This is a genomic window from Kocuria sp. cx-455 (assembly GCF_057707085.1).
Genome location: NZ_JBYIPM010000007.1, coordinates 15471 through 33479, shown reverse-complemented (window position 1 = coordinate 33479; position 18009 = coordinate 15471). Strand labels below are relative to the sequence as shown.

Here is an 18009-nt window from a genome sequence, read left to right as displayed (position 1 = left end):
CCATGCCCATTGCTTTCCGTTTTGCCGCGCGCTCGGACGTCGGCCGCATCCGCTCCAAGAATGACGACTCCGCGTACGCGGGTCGGTACCTGGCCGTCGTCGCGGACGGCATGGGTGGCCACGTGGGCGGCGATGTCGCATCCGCATCCGCCGTCATCGACCTCACTCACCTGGACCACGCGGGCCACAACGGTGACGCGGAAACGATTCTGGCGGACGAGATCCAGAACGCTAACCAGAACCTTGCCAAGCTCGTGCAGGCCAACCCGCGGTTGGGAGGCATGGGCACCACCGTGACATCACTGCTGATTGACGGCGACACCATTTCGGTGGCCCACATCGGCGATTCCCGCGCCTACCGCTGGTCCGAAACCGAGGGGTTCAGCCAGGTCACCACGGACCACACCTTTGTTCAGCGGCTCATCGACGAGGGCAGGCTGCGCCCGGAAGAGGCCGAGAGCCACCCGCACAAGAACGTGCTCATGCGCGTTCTAGGTGATGTGGATGCCTCACCCGAACTCGAGGTGCAAACGATCACCCCCCGGGTCGGTGAACGGTGGTTATTGTGCTCCGACGGACTCAATGCAGTGGTCAATGCGCAAACCATCGAATCGATCATGCGCTCCACCGGGGATCTCAACCAGATCGTGAACTCCCTGGTGGAACTCACCCTGGATCGCGGCGCCCCGGACAACGTGACCGTGATTGTTGTCGAGGTCCAGGAAATCCCGCGGGGTAGCGAACCTGCGCCCGCCACCGGGGAAACCGTGGGTGCCATTCCCGACAACAGCCGCACCTCGGACGAACAACTGGCCGACGAGGATCTGTGGAACGCAAGCTTGGACTCGCCCGTGGCCGGTGCCGGCTACTCGGACGGTCATCACACCCCCGAGGAGGGCCCAGAGGCGAGCAAGGAGTCGTCCGCCGCGGAGCTGCGCAGAGACCTCGCCGAACGGCCCCACCTGCTCGTGGGCGCGGCGGCCAATGCCACCCAGACCGGAAGGATCCCCACGGTCACGGATTCCGTGGCGCGCCGCCGCGCGACCATGCTGCGCACCTCCACGTTGGACGTCCCGTCGGATCCGGACGAGGTCCGCAATGCATTGTTCGGCGAGCGGAAGCAACGCAAGGGGGGCAAGCGGCGTCGTGCGCTGGTCATCGGGCTCCTGGGACTGGCCGCCCTCGCCCTGTTGCTGGGCGGCTGGGCCGCGAAGTCCTGGACGTCCTCGCAGTACTACGTGGGCGAGAACAACGGGAAGGTGGCCATCTACAACGGCGTCTCCCAGAGCCTGGGGCCCATCAGTCTGAGCGAATTGGACAGCACCACCACGGTGGATGTGGACAGCCTGCCCAATTACGTGCAGGAGCGGGTGCGGGGAACCATTCCCGCGGGCAGCCACCAAGAAGCCGAGCGCATCGTCGACGAGCTGGTTTCCTCCAACGGCGACGAACCCAACCCGCAACCCACCGGCCGGGTCACGGTCATCACGCCCACGCCGGAGGACACGAGTGCGCCCTCCGCCGGCCCCGACAACGGTGGTGATGCCTCGTGAGCAGCGCGACAACGAACGCCCCCGCCCAAGCACCCGGGGAGAACATGGTTCCCAAGCCCCGGCGCATCACCGAACTTCTGCTGCTGATAGTGGCTCTTGCCATCGGGATCGGCGCAAACATTCTGGTCGATCCGGATCGCCTGGTCGAGGATCCGGCCCGCATCATCACCAGTGGTGCGGTCCTGGCAGGCGGCGGCCTACTCATTCACGTGGTGCTATGGATTCGCGCCCGCCACGCGGATCCCTACCTGCTGCCCATTGCCGTGACACTCAACGGCCTGGGGCTGGCCATGATCCACCGCATCGACCTGTCCACGGGGCAGACCGCCTCGGACACCCAGGTGATCTGGACCGGGCTGGCCATGGTGGTCGCCTGCGTCGTGTTGTGGTTACTCAAGGACCACCGCCTGCTCCGCAAGATCACCTACATCAGCCTCTTGTTGTCCGCACTGCTGCTGCTGTTGCCCATGGTCCCGGGCCTGGGTGTGGAGATCAACGGCGCTCGCCTGTGGATCTCGATTGCCGGGCGCACCTTCCAGCCCGGTGAGATCGCCAAGATCACGCTGGCCATCTTCTTCGCCGGTTACCTGTCCACCAACCGTGACCTGATCCTGTTGGCCGGGCACAAGATCGGCCCGGTCCGGTTGCCGCGTTTCAAGGACACCGCCCCCATGCTCGCAGCGTGGGTGATCGCCATCGGCGTGCTGGTGCTGCAACGGGACCTGGGTACCGCCATTCTCTTCTTCGGACTGTTCCTGGTCATGATCTACCTGGCCACCGGCCGCGCGACCTGGATCGTGCTGGGCGTGGCCCTGATGCTCGTGGGCGGTTTCGTCGCAAGCCGGATTTTCTCCCACGTGAGCCAGCGCCTGGACTCGTGGTTGAACGCTTTCGAACCCGAGGTCTACAACCGCCCCCTGGGCGGATCCGGGCAAATCGTGCAGGGCCTGTTCGGCCTGGCCTCCGGCGGATTGTTCGGCCAGGGGCTGGGCCAAGGGCGGCCGGACCTGGTGTCGTATGCCAATTCGGACATGATCATCACGGCGTTCGGCGAAGAGCTCGGGCTGATCGGGCTGGGCGCGATCCTGTCATTGTTCCTGTTGTTCGCAACCCGCGGTATGCGCGCTGCCCTGGGCACCTTCGACGCGTTCGGCAAGTTGTTGGCCGCGGGATTGTCCGCGCTCATGATCATTCAGTTGCTCGTAGTCATCGGGGGTGTGACGCGGTTGTTGCCGCTGACGGGTTTGACCACGCCGTTCATGTCCGCCGGTGGCTCGTCACTGGTGTCCAACTGGATCATCGCGGCGATTCTGTTGGCCATCTCGCACACGGCCCGCCGCCCAACCCTGACCGGTCCCGCCACGGACGAGGATTACGCGGAGCTCCAAGCCCATACGAAAGCAACTCGCGAGGGCCGGGGCACTGACAAGGAAACCGTGGATCCCGAGCCCACCACCGAGCTCTCGTCCTCCGTGGCCGGCACACGCGACGCCTCCGAAGACGCCGGTACCGCCACCGAAGCCATTTCTCGGATCAGGGGCCGCTCCGGCTCCCCGTCCCCCGACCCAACCGATTCGACACCGGAAGGAGGAAGACCGTGAACACAGCCATCCGCAGAATCTGGTTCGCATCCGTGGCCATTGTGGTTGTCCTTCTCCTGGCCTTGACCTACGTTCAGTTCTTCGCTGCCAAAACCCTCGAGGCCAACCCGTGGAACAACCGAGCGCTGTACGATCAGTTCGGATCCGACCGGGGATCCATCCTGGTGGACGGCGAAGAAATCGTGAAGTCGGTACCCTCCCAGGACGATTTCGAACACCAGCGCGTCTATGAGAGTTCTCCCCTGTACGCACACCTGACGGGGTACTTCTCGCTGGTGTACGGCGCCACCGGTCTTGAAGCGGCCATGGGTGAACAGCTCTCCGGTGCTTCCGACGAGCAGTTCTACAACCGGGTGGTGTCCTTGTTCTCCGGTGATCAACCGAGCGGTGCCTCCGTCGAACTGACCCTGGACCCCGAACTCCAGCAACTGGCACACGACCTGCTCGAAGGCCACAAGGGTTCGATCGTTGCCGTGAACCCACAGACCGGGGAGATTCTCGCGATGGCCTCCAGTCCCAATTACGATGCCAATCGGTTGGCCTCGCACAACACGGATGAGGTAGTGGCCGCTGCCGAGGAGCTCAACAGCGACGATGACAAGCCGCTGGAGAACCGGGCGATCGCCGGTGATCTGTACTCACCGGGCTCCACGTTCAAGATCATCGACACCGTGGCGGCCCTGGAATCCGGCCAGTACGACACCGACTCCACGCTGCCCAACCCGGCAGAGCTTCCGCTGCCCGGCACCACCGTGACCCTGCCCAACTACCGCAGCGGTGGCTGCGCTGCCCGCACCGAGGTTGATCTGGAGTTCGCCCTCGAGCAATCCTGCAACACGCCGTTCGCCTCGATCGCGATGGACCTCGGAGAGGATGCCATCCGCGACACCGCGGAGAATTTCGGGTACGGGCAGGACCTGTCCATTCCGCTCCAGGTGACTCCCTCAATCTTCCCGGAGGACATGAATGACTCCCAGCTCGCCTTGTCCTCCATCGGCCAGTACGACGTACGCACCACTCCCCTGCAGGTGGCCATGATGTCCGCAGCGATCGCCAACGACGGCGTGATGATGAAACCGCAGCTGGTGAAAACGGTGCGTTCATCCGACCTGTCCGTGATCCAGGAGTTCGAGGCCGAGCAGTTGCGCCGCTCCACCGACCCGGAGACCGCGCAGACCGTCAAGGACCTGATGGTGAAGGTCGTGGACGAAGGGATCGCCAACGGTGCCTCGGTTCCCGGTGTGGAGGTCGGCGGCAAAACGGGCACGGCGGAGATCGGATCCGAAGCGGGATTGAACGACTCGTGGTTCACTGGTTTTGCGCCCGCAAACGACCCCCAGATTGCGGTGGCGGTGGTCATCGAGGATGTGGACGTGACCACCGGTGCACAGTTGACCAGTCCGAGCGCCAAGCAACTCTTTGAGGCGGTGTTGAACCAGTGAGACCATCGTCGAACACCATTCTGGGCGGGCGCTACGCACTCACAGAACGTATCGCCATTGGCGGTATGGGAGAGGTCTGGAAAGCCAAGGACCAAGTCCTGGGCCGCATCGTGGCCGTCAAGATCCTCAAGGACGAGTACAACGGTGACCCGACCTTCCTGCAACGATTCCGCGCCGAGGCACGTCACACTGCGTTGCTCAACCACCCCGGCGTAGCCAATGTCTTCGACTACGGGGAGGATGAGGGTTCCGCGTTCCTGGTCATGGAATTGGTTCCCGGCGATCCGCTGTCCAACGTGATCGATCGCAAGAAGTCGCTCGAACCGGACACCGTACTCAACTACATCGGTCAAACGGCCCGTGCCCTTGCTGCCGCGCATGCGCAGGGGCTGGTGCACCGTGACGTGAAGCCGGGCAACTTGATCATCACCCCGGACAACCGGGTCAAGGTCACGGACTTCGGCATTGCCCGGCTGGCCGATCAGGTCCCCCTCACGGCCACGGGTCAGGTCATGGGCACGGCCCAGTACCTGGCTCCTGAGCAGGCCACCGGCCAGACCGCCACGGGTTCCTCGGACATCTACTCGTTGGGGATCATCGGCTACGAATTGCTCGCCGGGAAACGTCCGTTCACGGGCGAGTCCCAGATTGCCATTGCCCTGGCGCAGGTCAATGACTCGCCGCCGCCGCTGCCGGACAGTATTCCGGAGCCGGTGCGGGCCCTGATCATGTCCATGCTTGCCAAAGATCCGCAGGACCGTCCGGAGAACGCCGGCAAGTTGGCCAACGCGGTGGATGCGTTGCGCCGCAATGACGTCAAGTCCGCTGTGGCCATGGTTCCGGGAATGGCGGCGTTGCTGCCCGACCAGCAGGACAATGACCAGCCCACCGAGGCGATGTCTCCGGTCAAGGGCGATCACACCCGGGCCATGCCGCGTTCCACGGGTTCGGCCGCCGCACCGGCGGTCGTCGGTTCCGCAGCCGCCGCCAACAGGCCGGATCCCCAGTACAGTGCCCACCCCTCGACCGCCCAGTTCGATGCCGTGGACCCTTCCCACGGTTCGAGCAAGGGCGGCTCCGAGTCGAACGGGCGCCGCAGAACCGCGTGGCCGTGGCTGCTCGCCCTGGTGGTGCTCCTGTTGGGCGGGCTGATTTTCGGCCTGTGGGCACTGGGCAATCGTGGCGATGAGAATCAGGCCCCGCAGGGCACGGTGACCTCCTCCACCGCCAGCCCCGACACGGACATGGTCACGCTCCCGGCCAGCATCGTGGGTGAGGACGGGGATGAAATCGCCAATAAGATCGCCCAGCTCGGTGTGAACGTGGACAAACGGCTGCAACAGGGCAGCGGTCGCGCAGCCGGCACCGTGATCTCCTCGGACCCCGAGGCCGGTACCGAAGTCGCGGTGGGTTCCACCGTGATCCTGTACGTCGCGTGGTCATCCGAGGACAGCAACAACGGCGGCACTCAGCAGAGTTCGGAGGCTCCCACACCGGATTCCCCGGCCACGCAGAGCCCCGAGCCCGCGCAGACACAGGCACCGCAACCGGGCAATGAGCCCACGCAGGCTCCCGGTACGACCGGCGCGCCCGAGGCGGCGGCCACCCCAGATGCCGCGGCAGGTCCCGACGACGCCGCGGCGTCGTCGCCCGCCAATGGCCAGCTGCAGAGCGTGGGCGAGGCATCAGGGGATGACGCTGCCCAGAATCAGCAGGATAGCGGCGGCACCGCCCAAGGATCCGGTACCGAGGGGTGATCGGACATGGGAATGCCCACGATGCCTGACCTGATCAACGAACGGTACAAGGTCGGTGAGGTCATTGGACGCGGTGGCATGGCCACCGTGCACCTGGGTGAGGACGTCCGTCTGGGGCGTCTGGTAGCCATCAAGGTATTGCGGCCCGAGCTCGCCGCGGATGATACGTTCCACGAGCGTTTTCAGCGCGAGGCCCAGGCCGTGGCCTCGCTCAATCACCACACGATCGTCTCCATTTACGACACGGGCGAGATCACGCCCCAGAGCCCCGATGGTGTGACCAGGCCGTACATCGTGATGGAGTACGTTCCCGGCCAGACCCTGCGCGAGCTGATTCACGGTAAGGGCATTGAACCCGATCAGGCCATTGAGTACATGCTGGGCATTCTCGACGCGCTGTCATTCAGCCACCGCGCCGGTATCGTGCACCGTGACATCAAACCGGCCAATGTGAAGGTCACCCCGGACGGCGCCGTCAAGGTCATGGACTTCGGTATCGCGCGCGCCGTGGAAGACACGCAGGCCGCCCTCACGCAGTCTCAGGCCGTCCTCGGAACCGCCCAGTACCTCTCTCCGGAGCAAGCCCGCGGCGTCGCGGTGGATGCTCGCTCCGACCTCTACTCCGCCGCCTGTGTCCTGTTCGAGATGCTCACCGGTCGCGCCCCGTTCGTGGGCGAATCCTCGGTGGCCATCGCGGCGCAGCATGTGCGGGACGCGCCTCCCGCGCCGTCGGCCCTGAACCCCCAGCTGCCCCAGTCCGTGGACCGGTTCATGGAGAAGGCGCTGGCCAAGGACCGGGATTACCGCTTCTCCGATGCCGCGCAGATGCGCCGCGCCCTGCGCACCGTTCTCGCGCAGTTACCGGACGATCTCGAAGCCACGCAGGCCCTGGATACGACCAAGACCATGGATTCCAATACCAAGGCGCTGCCCGCGGTGGGCGCGGGGGTCGGCACCGGTGCCGTGGTCGCCGCCGGCCGGAGCGAAACCGCCGAACACGCTGCCTACACGGATGACGCGTCCGCGCACTACGGCCTGGACCCGGACGAGGACACCGGGGGCCGTGTCGGCTCGGCAGCCGCGGATCCGGCCGCGCGCCATGACAAGCGCCGCGGCCGCTGGATTCTGCCCGCAGTTCTCGCGGTTCTGCTGCTCACCGGGCTCGGGATCGCCGGGGTCATGGGTGTGCAGTGGTGGCAGGAGCAACAAGCGCAACAACCGGCCATGGTCTCCGTACCGCAGGTCGAGGGAATGGACCGCACCACCGCGGAGAACACGCTGCGCGATGCGCAACTCGAGCCCACGTTCAGCACCGAGAACAGTGATTCCGTGCCGGAACGGCACGTGATCACCATGGATCCGTCCGCGGGCAGTCAGGTGGAGGCGGGTTCCGGCGTGGCCGTGACGGTATCGGACGGTCCCGCCACCGTGGATGTCCCCAATACCCTGGTGGGTCAGAGCCTGGACAATGCCCGCAATGCGTTACGCGAAGCCGGTCTGAGCGTGGGAGCGGTCAGCACCGTCAACAGCGCAACCGTGCCGGAGAACGTGGTCTTGTCCACCGATCCCGCCGGCGGCACCACGGTCGAGAAGGACAGCGCCGTGCAGTTGCAGGTCTCGACCGGCCGGGTGACCGTGCCGGACGTGGTCGGGATGTCCCGCACCGAGGCCCAGGATGCGCTACGCGCGGACGACGTACGGCTGAATTACAACATCGCGGTGCGGGATTCCGAGGAGGAGTCCACGGGCACCGTGCTCGAACAATCGGCTCCGGCCGGTTCCGCAGTGGCCCAGGGTTCCACGATCACGCTGACAATAGCGCGTGAGGTCACACCGTCACCCACTGCAACGCCGGAGCCCAGTGACGAGCCGACCCAAGATCCCACGCCGTCCACCGGGCCCGAATCGGACGGTGACGGGCAGAATGCTTCGCCCTCCCCGTCCCGGTCCCAGGGTTAGATCGGCGCTGACCTCAGGCGGTGATGAGCGGAGACAGTCCCGCGGCCGCCGCCGCGGCGCCCTCCTGGCCGACCTCTTCGAGCCACGTGCCCAACATGAGGTAGCCACCCCCGGTCAGCACGGACTCGGGGTGGAACTGGACACCGTGCAACGGCGCGGAGCGGTGTTTGAGCCCCATGACCACCTGGCCGTCCTCGGTAGTCGCCGTGACCTCGAGGCAGTCGGGGACCGTGGCCGTGTCCACGGCGAGCGAGTGATAACGCGTGGCCGTGAAGGGTGACGGAACGGAGGCGAACACGCTCGTGCCGTGATGGACCACCTGGGAGGTCTTACCGTGCATCAGCTGCTGAGCGTGGCCCACGCGGGCGCCGTACACCTCACCCAAGACCTGGTGACCCAGGCACACACCCAACAGCGGAGTTTTGGTCTGCTCAGCCCACCGGATCAGGTCGGGGCACACACCGGAATCCCCCGGCGCACCGGGACCCGGGGACAGCAAGACGCCCTGGTGCTCGCCGGCCAAGGCGGTCACCGCGGCAACATCGAGATCGTCGTTGCGGATCACCGTGGTTTCTGCACCGAGCTGCTGGAGGTACCCCACCAAGGTGTAGACAAAGCTGTCGTAGTTATCCACCACGAGAATCTTCACGGACACGAAAACTACTCCTAGGCGCACAAGAGATGGGACGGAACTATCGCGCAAGTCTACGCCCGCTCGAGCGGATAGACTGAACGCCGGTTTCACGCTCAGGCGTCCCAAGCTCGCAATGCGTACCGTGGCGGGCCCGCCCCGTGAGTCCCACGCAGCAGGAGGAATGATCAGTAGTGTCCCAGCCCAAGAAGCGATTCGGTAAGTCCCGCGAGTCCCTGGAATCCCATGAGAAGTACGCGATCACGGACAAGGATCGCCAGCTGACCGAACTGGCCGCCCAAAATCTTCCCCGTAATCGACATGCGGAGGCCTTCCAGAAGTCCCTTGCCAACGGCAACGGTGGTTCCACCTCTGCCACCGCGGACGGCGCTGAAGAGCAAGCCGGCTCCAAGAACAAGAAGGCCCTGCGCAAGGCCGCCAAATGGGACCGCACGGGCGAACCGCAGCCGACCCCCATGTGGTACAAGGTGGTGATGATCGGCTTCATGATCGTGGGCCTGCTGTGGATCATCACCTACTACCTGTTCCAGGGCACCCTGCCCATCCCGGGGATCAATGTGTGGAACCTGGTCATCGGCTTGGTCTTCATGATGACGGGGCTGATCATGACCACCAGATGGCGCTGACCCGCACTCATCCACTCAGAGCTCTCTCAGCCCAGGAGGCACACCGTGGCCACGCCATCGCGGCAACCGGATCCGGAACCTGACCCCATGCATCCCGGGGATTCCCCGCACCACGGGAACAGCGCACCGGATGCGGGCCGGGCCGCGGATACGCAAAAGTCCCGGCCGCAGGATTCTGCGACCGGGACAGCCCCGCTCATTGAAGACAGTAAGGACACCGGGGGGAACAAGCACCGGCTCAATGCCGCCCGCATGGAAGTGCGGTTAAGGCGTATTGCCCTGCTCGGACTTGTTCTGGTGCCCCTGCTGTACTTCATCGTGCAGTCACTGCGCTGACCCTCTCCCTGGTCCGCGCCGTGAGCGCACGCGTGGGATCAGTTGGCTTCGGGAGCGGTGAACTCGACATCCAGGTCAATGTTGACCTTGTCGGAGACCATCACACCGCCGGCCTCGAGAGCAGCGTTCCAGGTCACGTTGAACTCCTTGCGGGAGATCGAGGTGGACGCGGTGAAGCCGGCACGGGTCACGCCGAAGGCATCCACGGCCACGCCGTTGAATTCCGTGTCCAGCTCGACCGGCTTGGTCACGCCGCGCAGGGTCAGTTCGCCGGACACGGTGCCCTCACCGTCGGTGAGGTTCAGGCCGGTGACCTTGTAGGTCATCTCCGGGTGGTTGGCCACGTCGAAGAACTCCTCGGAACGGACGTGGTTGTCACGAGTCTCGTTCTTGGTGTCCACGGAAGCCATGCCCACCACGATCTCGCCGGTGGACTGCGCGGCGTCCTCGGCCACGTTGAGCTGGCCGGTGACGTCCGTGAACTGGCCGCGCACCTTGGAGATGCCAGCGTGGCGAACGCTGAAGCCGATCTCGCTGTGTGCGGGGTCCAGGGTCCAGGTGCCGGTGGTCATGCCGTTGAGGTTGCTCATGAGTTTCTCCTTCAAGAATGTGGCGCTCCCCGTTTGGATGGCGGGGAACAACTGCTTGCTTCGGAAACTACTTTACTCGCTTGTATTGAGATGTCAATTAATTCTTCGGAAACTATTTATGTGACCCGTGTCATGGGAGAACCCGATCCGACGTCGGATCGGGTTCTCAGAAGCTTCACACCGCCCTACGGCCTGGGCCTGAGCCGCACGTTGGGCAACGTGGGTGCCGGGAGGGCGCCGTCGTTGTGGGAATCGGCGACCACGCTCGGGAACCGGCCGTGCGGATCGGCGGCGGGCGGGGCGTCGTCGGCGCCGATCGCGGCCTGCCAGGCGTCGCGGTAGGCGACGATTTCGTCGTGGGAGCGGCCCACGAAGTTCCACCACATGGTGATTTGTTCACCGAACGGGGTGCCGCCCAGGATCAAGAGGATCACTTGCTCACCCTGGGGAACGCGGAGTTTCAGGGTGCGCGCACCGGCGGCAATGTGTGCCAACTGAGCGGTCTTGAGGACGCCCCTGGGTCCTCCGCCATCGGGATCCACCCGGATCAAGGTCTTCCCCTCGTCCAACAGCACCCCGTGCTCGAAGTCCTCGGACAGGTCGAATTCGACCTCCACGGTGTGCTCGGTGGCGTCCACCACGAGCTCCGCCCCCAGCACGGGGTGGAAAGAATGCACCGGCGAGCGCTGCCCGGCGAATTCGCCCAGGAACACGCGCAGATCCCAATCCTCGCCACCCAGCGGCTCGGGGGTGTACGCCTCGAACCCGGGATCCGTGTCGCGGGAGTCGTTCGGCAGCGCCAACCACAGCTGTGTCCCGTGCAACACGGTGGTGTCCGCCGTGGAGTACTCGGTATGACTGATCCCGCGTCCGGCGGTCATCAGGTTGAGGCTGCCGGGAGTCACGGTGGCCCTGTGACCGGCCGAATCCTCATGGTCGATGCGGCCCGTGAACAGCCAGGACACGGTCTGCAACCCGGTGTGTGGGTGCGGTGGCACGTTCATGCCACCGGTCTCGGACACATCATCGGGGCCGTAATGGTCCACGAAACACCACGGGCCGATCATGGTGCGGCCGCGCGCGGGCAGGGTGCGGCGCACCTGCATGGCGCGCGGTCCACCCAGCGGAACCTCCCGGGGGTCGATGATCTCGAGACCCCGGGCGGGCTCGTCCTCACCGCACAGCTGTTCGGAGGGGTCCGGTTCTACATTGCTCATGGGGCGTCTCTTCCCTCGTTCGCGGGCCCCGCACTCAGATGTGGTAGTCGATCACGGACCGCGGGCTGAGCCCGTGGAACTGCCGCTGGTGATACACCAGGGGTTTGCCCGAGCCTTCATCGCCCACATTCTCCACCACGGCGGCGTTGAAAACCAGTGCGGGGCCGGCCTTGACCCGGGCCAGCGGCACGGCGCGCAGCACGCGGCGCACCCCCAGCAGACGGGGCTCTCCCGTGGGTAACTGCTCCCACGGCATGTCCTCACCGAAGCGCGGCGCGCCGGAAATCGAGAACGCGCGGGCCAGGTCCACGTTGTCCGAGTCGAGGAAGTGCACCAGGAAGGATTTGGCGTCGGCCACGATGGCGGCCGAACCGCGCTGGGCCTGCAGAGAGAATCCCAAGATGGGTGGCTGCGCGGAAATCGAGGACACCGACGACGCCGTGAGGCCCACCGGGCCTCCCGGTCCCGCCACGGTGATGATGGCGATCCCCGCGGGATGCTGCCCGAAGGCCGCCTTGAACCCGTTGATGAGGTTCTCGTCCTCGGCCAGATTGTCCGTGGGTGCCACGAAATCCGCGATCTCGGCCGAGGCGTGCTCCGCTTCTCGGCCGCTGGCGGGCACGGTGTCCAGGGCGCGCTCGTGCCGGTCCGGCGACATGTGATCAGCGGTGTCCGCGCCGGGCTGCGAAGCGCCGGTTGCTGCGTTGCGAGGCTGATCTGTCATGGCTAGTCCTTCCGAGGGTGGACGTGGTGGACGGCCTCAGTCACTGTGAGGCGCGTGGTAGCTGTAACGGGGGGCCGCTGTCCACAATTCCAGGCCGCGCCGGATTTGTTCACCCGGCCGCGCAACAGTCCGTCACATTCACCCGAGTTCACCGTGTCAGCGAGACCGCCCGGCAGCCGGTTACCGCAACGAACGGTATTCCTTGGCGAAATGCACGAGCGGTGCGTCCGCGTTGCCGGAACCCTCGGCCCGCCCCATGGCAGTCACCTTGCCCACGAACACCTGATGCGTGGCCGCCGTGTGCACGGACACCGTTTCGAGTTCGAACCAGGCCAGGGATCCATCCAGCACGGGAGTCCCGGAACCCTCCGTGCGATGAAACGGCACCGAATCGAGCAGGCCGTCCACGGGGTTGCCGGGGCTGGCCAGCCAGTTGGCCACCGACCGCTGGGACGAGTTCAGCAGGCTCAGGGTCCACACCCCCGATGTTTCTACCGCCTCGCAGATCCGACCCATGTCGTAGAGACACACGAGCATGGTGGGCGGCTCGTAGGAGACGTCCGCGAACGCGGTGACCGTGGCGGCGTGATCCTTGCCCCTGTGGCGCGAACACACTACTCCCACGCCGGCCGCGTGATCGCCCGCGAGCATGCGGTAGCGGTCCACTTGTTCATCGGTGGGTTCCGGGTCCACTGCCTCAAAGTCCATGCGCTCAGTCTGGCATTTCGGCAGCCGACGCCGCGCAGGACCAGCCTCGCAGCCGGTCACACCGGCCACGCCGGTGGCCCACTACGTCTGTCCGCCGGTCATGCGCAGCGTGATGTTGAGCCTGCCGCCGTGCTTCATGCCCAACTGGGGCCCACCGGTCCCCGGATACACCTTGGGCACCCCGTGAAACGCGTAGCGCGAGGGTCCGCCGAACACGAACAGATCCCCGGAACGCAGTTCGATGTCCTGATAGGGCGCGGTGCGGGTCTCCGTATTGCCGAAGCGGAACACGCATGTGTCCCCCAGGGACAAGGACACGATGGGTGCCGCCGAGTACTCGTCCTTGTCCTGGTGCATGCCCATATGGGCCTGCGAGTCGTAGTAGTTGATCAGGGCGGAATCCGGTTCGAAGTTCAGCGCCATCTCGCTCAGCTCGCCGTACGCGTCCGCGGCCGCCCGCTGCCCCATGTGCACGAGCCACTCCGGAAGGTCTTGAACCCTCGGACCGCCACTCGCGCCGTAACGATAGGGCCGCCAATTGCGGCCCAGCATCACGGACTGCACGGACATCCGCCCACCTCCGGGCATGACCTGGTGACGCATGGGGGATTCCCTGACCCACACGCGGCACTGGGTCACCAGCTGGGCCTGTCGTTCGGGGTCCAGCCAGTCAGGGATGTGCACCGCGCCGGGTGCCGGTTCCTGGCGCTCGCGCGGTACGGAGAACAGTTCGTTGACCTCGAACTCGGTCATGCCCCCACCGTACGCAGCACCACCGACAGCCATAAGCGCCTCTAAGACCTCGGGAATTATGCCGCCCCGCGCACCGTTATTTACCGTAGAAACCATTTTCGACCAGAAGAGGAATTTCGTGCGTCAACCGCTGTCCGTCATTGACTTCGCTACCGTCCGCAAGAATCAGTCCGTGGGAGAAAGCTTCGCGGATTCCGTGATGCTCGCCCGGGAGGCCGAGCGGCTCGGTTACACGCGCGTGTGGTACGCGGAGCACCACAACATGCCCACCATTGCGTCCTCCGCGCCGGCCGTTTTGATCTCACACATTGCGTCCCAGACGGAGTCGATTCGGCTGGGTGCCGGCGGCGTCATGCTCCCCAACCACTCGCCCCTGACGATCGCCGAGCAGTTCGGGACCCTGGCCGAGCTCTACCCCGGGCGGATCGACTTGGGCCTGGGGCGCGCTCCCGGCACGGACCCGCGCACGCTGCAGGCGCTGCGGCGCACCCCGCAGTCCGCGGAGAGCTTCCCGCAGGACGTCAAGGAGCTGCAGGGTTACTTGACCGGCAACTCCCGCATCCCCGGTGTTGCCGCCATGCCGGGTGCGAACACCAACGTTCCGCTGACCATTTTGGGTTCGTCCCTGTTCGGTGCGCAGTTGGCCGCCTCCTATGGGCTGACGTACGGCTTTGCATCACACTTCGCTCCGGATGCCCTGGTGGACGCGGTCAACACCTACCGCACGCAGTTCCAGCCTTCCGAACAGCTGGCCGAACCGTACGTGATCGCCGCGGTCAACGTGATCGTCTCCGAGGATCCCCAGGACGCCGCCCGGCAGCTCGAAGCCACCCAGCGCGCCCGGGTGCGCAGCATGGTGGGCCGCGGCCGGGAGTTCACCGAGGGGGAGATGGACATGGTCATGGCCTCCCCCGCCGCGCAGCAGGTCCTCCACATGCTGAAGTACACCGCCGCGGGCACCCCGGAGACCGTGGTCGACTACCTCGAGGGTTTCGCCCGGAACGCGGATGCCGATGAACTGATGATCTCCCCCGTGGCCACCCGCCAGGAAGACGTCCTCAAGGGCATGCAGCTGCTGGCCGACGCCTGGCACAAATAGGGCTCAGACGAGCTTGCCCAGGAAGGCGCCCAGAGCGGCGTCGAACTCGGCAGGGTTCTCCATGTTGGGCGTGTGACCGCTGTTGCTGATCACGGCCAACTCGCCGTGGGGCAGCATCTCGGTCATCCGCTGGGCTGCGCCCCCGTCGAAGGCGTCATGGTCGCCGGCGATGACCAGAGCGGGCTTGTCGAAAGCCTTGAGTGTCTCCACAAAGTCGTTGCGTTCGGCGCGGCCACGCATCGCCGCGGTGGCACCCTCGAGCGGAGCTGCTTGGATCATCTCGAGCACGGTCCTGGCCACCTCGGGCAGCCGCTCCACGTTCTCCTCCCAGATCATCTTGGGCAGCACGGCCTCGCCGTAGGCGTCCATGCCGCCGCTCACGATTGCGTCGGCGGCCACGTGACGACGCCGCCGCCCCGCCGCGTCCTCCGCCTGCGGCACCGTGTCATTGATGATCAGGGCGCTTAAGCGCTCCGGGTGGGATTCGGCCACTTGCATGGCCACTTGCCCGGCCATCGAGAAGCCCAACAGCACCGCCCGTTGGATCTGCAGCTCGTCGAGCAGCCCGATCACATCCGCCACGAATTCCTCGGTGTACACGATCCCGGGGGTGACCTCCGATTCCCCGAATCCGCGCATGTCCGGGGCGACCACGCGCCAATCCTGCTCGCTGAAGGCCGAGACCTGACGGTCCCACATGGAACGGTCGTAGGCGTGACCGTGCAACAGCACGAGCGGGGCGCCCTGGCCCTCGTCCGTGTAGGCGAGGTCGATGTCGTTGACGTGTGCGGTGTGCGTGGTGAATGCGGAACGGCTCATGGCTCCCATGATGCCAGCTCGTCGCCCCCTGAGCGGCGTGAACCGAACCCGAACGCCATGTGATCCGGCCTTACTGCGGGGTAGGTGATCCTACTGTGCAGTAAGGCCGGACGAAATGGCTCGCGGGCGCCGTGCCATGAGCAGCCGGTCAGATCTCCGCGAACCTCACCACGGTGCGGCTGGCAACGGCCGCCACCGCTGTGACGATCAGTAGGCCCAGCGGAATGGTCCAGCGACCGAGTTCGGCCGCGAGCTCAAACCAGAAGTCAGGCCACGCCACGACGGCGGCGAGCAGGCCGAGAAGCAGTAGCACCACGGTCACCACGGAAATCACCGTCCAGATGACTCCGGCCGCGCGGTAGATACCGCCGAAACCCATGCCCGCGAACAAGCTCATGAGGCACATGAGGAACAGGGAGATCGCAACGATCAGCGGGTTGCCGTTGTCCATGGCCGTCACGGTCAAGTAGCTGATACCCACGCCGTAACCGGTCGCGGCTTCAATGGCCAGCAGGACGAGCCCCACGGCCACGACGATCAACGACGTGACCATGAACCCCAGTGCGGTTCCGGCCCAGAAGTTGTGACGGGTGCTGCCGAAGGCCAGCGACCCGGCAAAACCGCGATTGGCGGTCAGGGCGCCGTGGGAGATCAGGAAGCCGGGGATCGCCCAGAAGACGGCCTGGTTGTATTTGAACCCCTCGCTGACCTCTGGCGGCAGCGGCAGACCGGTGCGAATGCCGATGATCAACCCGATGAGGATCATGATCACGGCCACCATCAGCAGGATCGCCGGAGCGATCACGAACGAGTTGACCCTGTTGGTCAGGTAGAGCGCGAGGTTTCTCCGTACGTACTGCATCACAAGCCCCTATCTGCATTGTCCGCCCCGCGCATACCGCGTGCGGCTACAAGTTCTTGCAAGGTGACCGGCTCCACGGACACGTTGGCCTCGTGGGCGCGGCGGTGATCGCCGTCGGTCGCGGTGCCGTCCACGGTGACCGAGAGGATGTTGCCCAGCCGGTGCTCGCGAAGGATCCGGCGACCACCGGCCAGTTCACGAACCACGGGCTCAAGGCCTCGCAGCACAAACGCACTGTCCCTGGCCTGGTCGATGTCCGCGTCCACGGTCACCCGTCCGTCCTCCAGCATCACCACGTTCTCGAGCAGGTCCGACACCTCGTCGATTAGGTGGGTGGAAAGAATGACCGTGCGCGGATGCTCCGCCATGGCCCGCGCGAACTCCTCGTAGAACAAGGCCCGATGGCCGGGGTCCAAACCCAGGTATGGCTCATCCATGAAGGTGTACGGAGCCCGCGAGGACAGGGCAATCACAATCACCAACGCGCTGCGCTGACCACGGGAGAGCTTCACCGCGCGCGTGCCCATGGGCAGTTGGAACCGCGAGGCCAACCGTTCAGCCAGCTGCGCATCCCAGTTGGGGTAGAACGTGGGGAGGATGCGCAGCAGCGAGGCGGGGGTGTCGTCGTCGTGGAACTTCTGGTCCTCGTGAATGAAACATGTTCGTTCCAGGACCTTGGCGTTCTCCCGCGGATCCTCACCGTCGATCAAAATTTCGCCGGAGCTGCGGAACATGTGATTCAGGATCACCGACATCAACGTGGTCTTACCCACGCCGTTCGCACCGAGCAGCCCGTGCACCCGATGGGGAGCGAAATCCACGGTGACGTCCTTCAGCACGTGCTTCTTGCCGAACGACTTGTTGAGGTTTCTGATCCGGATGCCCTGCTGGCCCGTGTCCCACGGTGTACCCGTTCGATGATCTGCCTGGAGAGTTTGGGAACTCATGGCGTGTCCTTTCTGATGAGCGCAACCATGTCGTCGAGGGACAAACCCAGTCGCTGCGCCTCGGCCACGGCCGGGCGAATGAAGTCTTCGTCAAACGCCTTGCGGCGTTCCTCGCGCAAAATCTCGGGGCCGTCGGCAGCCACGAACGTTCCTATTCCACGACGCCGCGCCAGGACTCCCTGGTCGACCAACCGTCCCAGCGCCTTTCCCGCGGTTGCGGGGTTGATGCGGTAGAACGCCGCCAGCTCGTTGGTGGAGGGCACTGCCGAGTCCACCGGGTAATTGCCCTGCAGGATGTCGTCCGCAATCTGGTCAGCCAGGACCATGAAGATCGGGCGACCATCGTGTCTCGGTGTCATGACAC

Annotated in this window: 18 protein-coding genes; 8 read left to right on the top strand and 10 right to left on the bottom strand. The window is 65.3% G+C overall.

Annotated elements, in window-relative coordinates:
* Positions 1–2: 2 nt before the first annotated feature.
* From AC3ENJ_RS11145 to pknB, 5 genes are read left to right on the top strand one after another with little or no spacing between them, the layout of a single operon-like run.
* The gene (locus tag AC3ENJ_RS11145) at positions 3–1553 is read left to right on the top strand and encodes a PP2C family protein-serine/threonine phosphatase (RefSeq protein ID WP_431814103.1); all 1551 of its coding nucleotides are present in this window, start codon (positions 3–5) and stop codon (positions 1551–1553) included.
* Positions 1550–3154 carry an FtsW/RodA/SpoVE family cell cycle protein gene (locus AC3ENJ_RS11140; RefSeq protein WP_431814102.1) on the top strand — a complete coding sequence of 535 codons (1605 nt, stop codon included), beginning with the start codon at positions 1550–1552 and terminating at the stop codon, positions 3152–3154. The genes AC3ENJ_RS11145 and AC3ENJ_RS11140 overlap by 4 nt, the downstream gene beginning before the upstream one ends.
* Positions 3151–4596 (top strand): peptidoglycan D,D-transpeptidase FtsI family protein, encoded by a 1446-nt coding sequence (locus AC3ENJ_RS11135; RefSeq protein WP_431814101.1) that lies wholly within the window; start codon positions 3151–3153, stop codon positions 4594–4596. Before AC3ENJ_RS11140 ends, AC3ENJ_RS11135 begins: the two co-directional genes overlap by 4 nt.
* Entirely contained in the window at positions 4593–6353 is a 1761-nt protein-coding gene (locus tag AC3ENJ_RS11130) for a protein kinase domain-containing protein (RefSeq protein WP_431814100.1), read from the top strand. The genes AC3ENJ_RS11135 and AC3ENJ_RS11130 overlap by 4 nt, the downstream gene beginning before the upstream one ends.
* A gap of 12 nt (positions 6354–6365) precedes the next feature.
* Complete coding sequence (gene pknB / locus AC3ENJ_RS11125) at positions 6366–8312, top strand: Stk1 family PASTA domain-containing Ser/Thr kinase (RefSeq protein WP_498957869.1); 1947 nt, start codon at positions 6366–6368, stop codon at positions 8310–8312.
* A 13-nt stretch (positions 8313–8325) separates the two neighbouring features.
* Here the strand turns inward: pknB and AC3ENJ_RS11120 are convergent, their stop codons facing one another.
* Positions 8326–8967, bottom strand: coding sequence for an anthranilate synthase component II (locus AC3ENJ_RS11120; protein ID WP_431814098.1), 642 nt, complete (start codon positions 8965–8967; stop codon positions 8326–8328).
* A 170-nt stretch (positions 8968–9137) separates the two neighbouring features.
* Between AC3ENJ_RS11120 and AC3ENJ_RS11115 the strand changes: the two genes are divergently transcribed.
* Positions 9138–9590 carry a cell division protein CrgA gene (locus AC3ENJ_RS11115; RefSeq protein WP_431814097.1) on the top strand — a complete coding sequence of 151 codons (453 nt, stop codon included), beginning with the start codon at positions 9138–9140 and terminating at the stop codon, positions 9588–9590.
* Positions 9591–9635: 45 nt separating this feature from the next.
* Positions 9636–9926 carry a hypothetical protein gene (locus AC3ENJ_RS11110; RefSeq protein WP_431814096.1) on the top strand — a complete coding sequence of 97 codons (291 nt, stop codon included), beginning with the start codon at positions 9636–9638 and terminating at the stop codon, positions 9924–9926.
* Positions 9927–9964: 38 nt separating this feature from the next.
* Here AC3ENJ_RS11110 and AC3ENJ_RS11105 read toward each other — a convergent pair whose 3' ends face one another.
* The 5 genes from AC3ENJ_RS11105 to AC3ENJ_RS11085 form a co-directional block, all read right to left on the bottom strand.
* On the bottom strand, positions 9965–10516 hold the full coding sequence (locus AC3ENJ_RS11105; RefSeq protein WP_431814095.1) for a YceI family protein: 552 nt from the start codon (positions 10514–10516) through the stop codon (positions 9965–9967).
* Between the two features lie 185 nt (positions 10517–10701).
* On the bottom strand, positions 10702–11733 hold the full coding sequence (locus AC3ENJ_RS11100) for a pirin family protein (RefSeq protein ID WP_431814094.1): 1032 nt from the start codon (positions 11731–11733) through the stop codon (positions 10702–10704).
* Positions 11734–11767: 34 nt separating this feature from the next.
* On the bottom strand, positions 11768–12457 hold the full coding sequence (locus tag AC3ENJ_RS11095; protein ID WP_431814093.1) for a flavin reductase family protein: 690 nt from the start codon (positions 12455–12457) through the stop codon (positions 11768–11770).
* A 180-nt stretch (positions 12458–12637) separates the two neighbouring features.
* A complete protein-coding gene (locus AC3ENJ_RS11090; RefSeq protein WP_190782063.1) occupies positions 12638–13165 on the bottom strand; it encodes a flavin reductase family protein in 528 nt (175 codons plus the stop codon).
* 81 nt (positions 13166–13246) lie between these two features.
* Positions 13247–13918: an alpha-ketoglutarate-dependent dioxygenase AlkB family protein gene (locus AC3ENJ_RS11085; protein ID WP_190782064.1), complete on the bottom strand. Its 672-nt coding sequence runs from the start codon at positions 13916–13918 to the stop codon at positions 13247–13249.
* 118 nt (positions 13919–14036) lie between these two features.
* Here AC3ENJ_RS11085 and AC3ENJ_RS11080 point away from each other — a divergent pair, with 118 nt between their 5' ends.
* Positions 14037–15017, top strand: coding sequence for an LLM class flavin-dependent oxidoreductase (locus AC3ENJ_RS11080; protein WP_431814092.1), 981 nt, complete (start codon positions 14037–14039; stop codon positions 15015–15017).
* A gap of 3 nt (positions 15018–15020) precedes the next feature.
* Here AC3ENJ_RS11080 and AC3ENJ_RS11075 read toward each other — a convergent pair whose 3' ends face one another.
* The 4 genes from AC3ENJ_RS11075 to AC3ENJ_RS11060 all read right to left on the bottom strand — a co-directional run bounded on the left by AC3ENJ_RS11075 (position 15021) and on the right by AC3ENJ_RS11060 (position 18004).
* A complete protein-coding gene (locus AC3ENJ_RS11075; protein ID WP_190808062.1) occupies positions 15021–15836 on the bottom strand; it encodes an alpha/beta fold hydrolase in 816 nt (271 codons plus the stop codon).
* A 148-nt stretch (positions 15837–15984) separates the two neighbouring features.
* A complete protein-coding gene (locus AC3ENJ_RS11070) occupies positions 15985–16698 on the bottom strand; it encodes a hypothetical protein (protein ID WP_190782067.1) in 714 nt (237 codons plus the stop codon).
* Positions 16698–17645, bottom strand: a complete 948-nt coding sequence (locus tag AC3ENJ_RS11065; RefSeq protein WP_431814091.1) for an ATP-binding cassette domain-containing protein — start codon at positions 17643–17645, stop codon at positions 16698–16700. Before AC3ENJ_RS11065 ends, AC3ENJ_RS11070 begins: the two co-directional genes overlap by 1 nt.
* Positions 17642–18004, bottom strand: a complete 363-nt coding sequence (locus AC3ENJ_RS11060; RefSeq protein WP_431814090.1) for a GntR family transcriptional regulator — start codon at positions 18002–18004, stop codon at positions 17642–17644. Before AC3ENJ_RS11060 ends, AC3ENJ_RS11065 begins: the two co-directional genes overlap by 4 nt.
* Between the last annotated feature and the right edge of the window lie 5 nt (positions 18005–18009).

Bases quoted from the DNA above. Each gene is read 5' to 3' on its own strand.
- AC3ENJ_RS11085 (WP_190782064.1), bottom strand. From the start codon at position 13,918: ATGACCGAGTTCGAGGTCAACGAACTGTTCTCCGTACCGCGCGAGCGC.
- AC3ENJ_RS11100 (WP_431814094.1), bottom strand. From the start codon at position 11,733: ATGAGCAATGTAGAACCGGACCCCTCCGAACAGCTGTGCGGTGAGGAC.
- AC3ENJ_RS11065 (WP_431814091.1), bottom strand. From the start codon at position 17,645: ATGAGTTCCCAAACTCTCCAGGCAGATCATCGAACGGGTACACCGTGG.
- AC3ENJ_RS11145 (WP_431814103.1), top strand. From the start codon at position 3: ATGCCCATTGCTTTCCGTTTTGCCGCGCGCTCGGACGTCGGCCGCATC.
- AC3ENJ_RS11070 (WP_190782067.1), bottom strand. From the start codon at position 16,698: ATGCAGTACGTACGGAGAAACCTCGCGCTCTACCTGACCAACAGGGTC.
- AC3ENJ_RS11075 (WP_190808062.1), bottom strand. From the start codon at position 15,836: ATGAGCCGTTCCGCATTCACCACGCACACCGCACACGTCAACGACATC.
- AC3ENJ_RS11090 (WP_190782063.1), bottom strand. From the start codon at position 13,165: ATGGACTTTGAGGCAGTGGACCCGGAACCCACCGATGAACAAGTGGAC.
- AC3ENJ_RS11105 (WP_431814095.1), bottom strand. From the start codon at position 10,516: ATGAGCAACCTCAACGGCATGACCACCGGCACCTGGACCCTGGACCCC.
- AC3ENJ_RS11095 (WP_431814093.1), bottom strand. From the start codon at position 12,457: ATGACAGATCAGCCTCGCAACGCAGCAACCGGCGCTTCGCAGCCCGGC.
- pknB (WP_498957869.1), top strand. From the start codon at position 6,366: ATGCCCACGATGCCTGACCTGATCAACGAACGGTACAAGGTCGGTGAG.
- AC3ENJ_RS11060 (WP_431814090.1), bottom strand. From the start codon at position 18,004: ATGACACCGAGACACGATGGTCGCCCGATCTTCATGGTCCTGGCTGAC.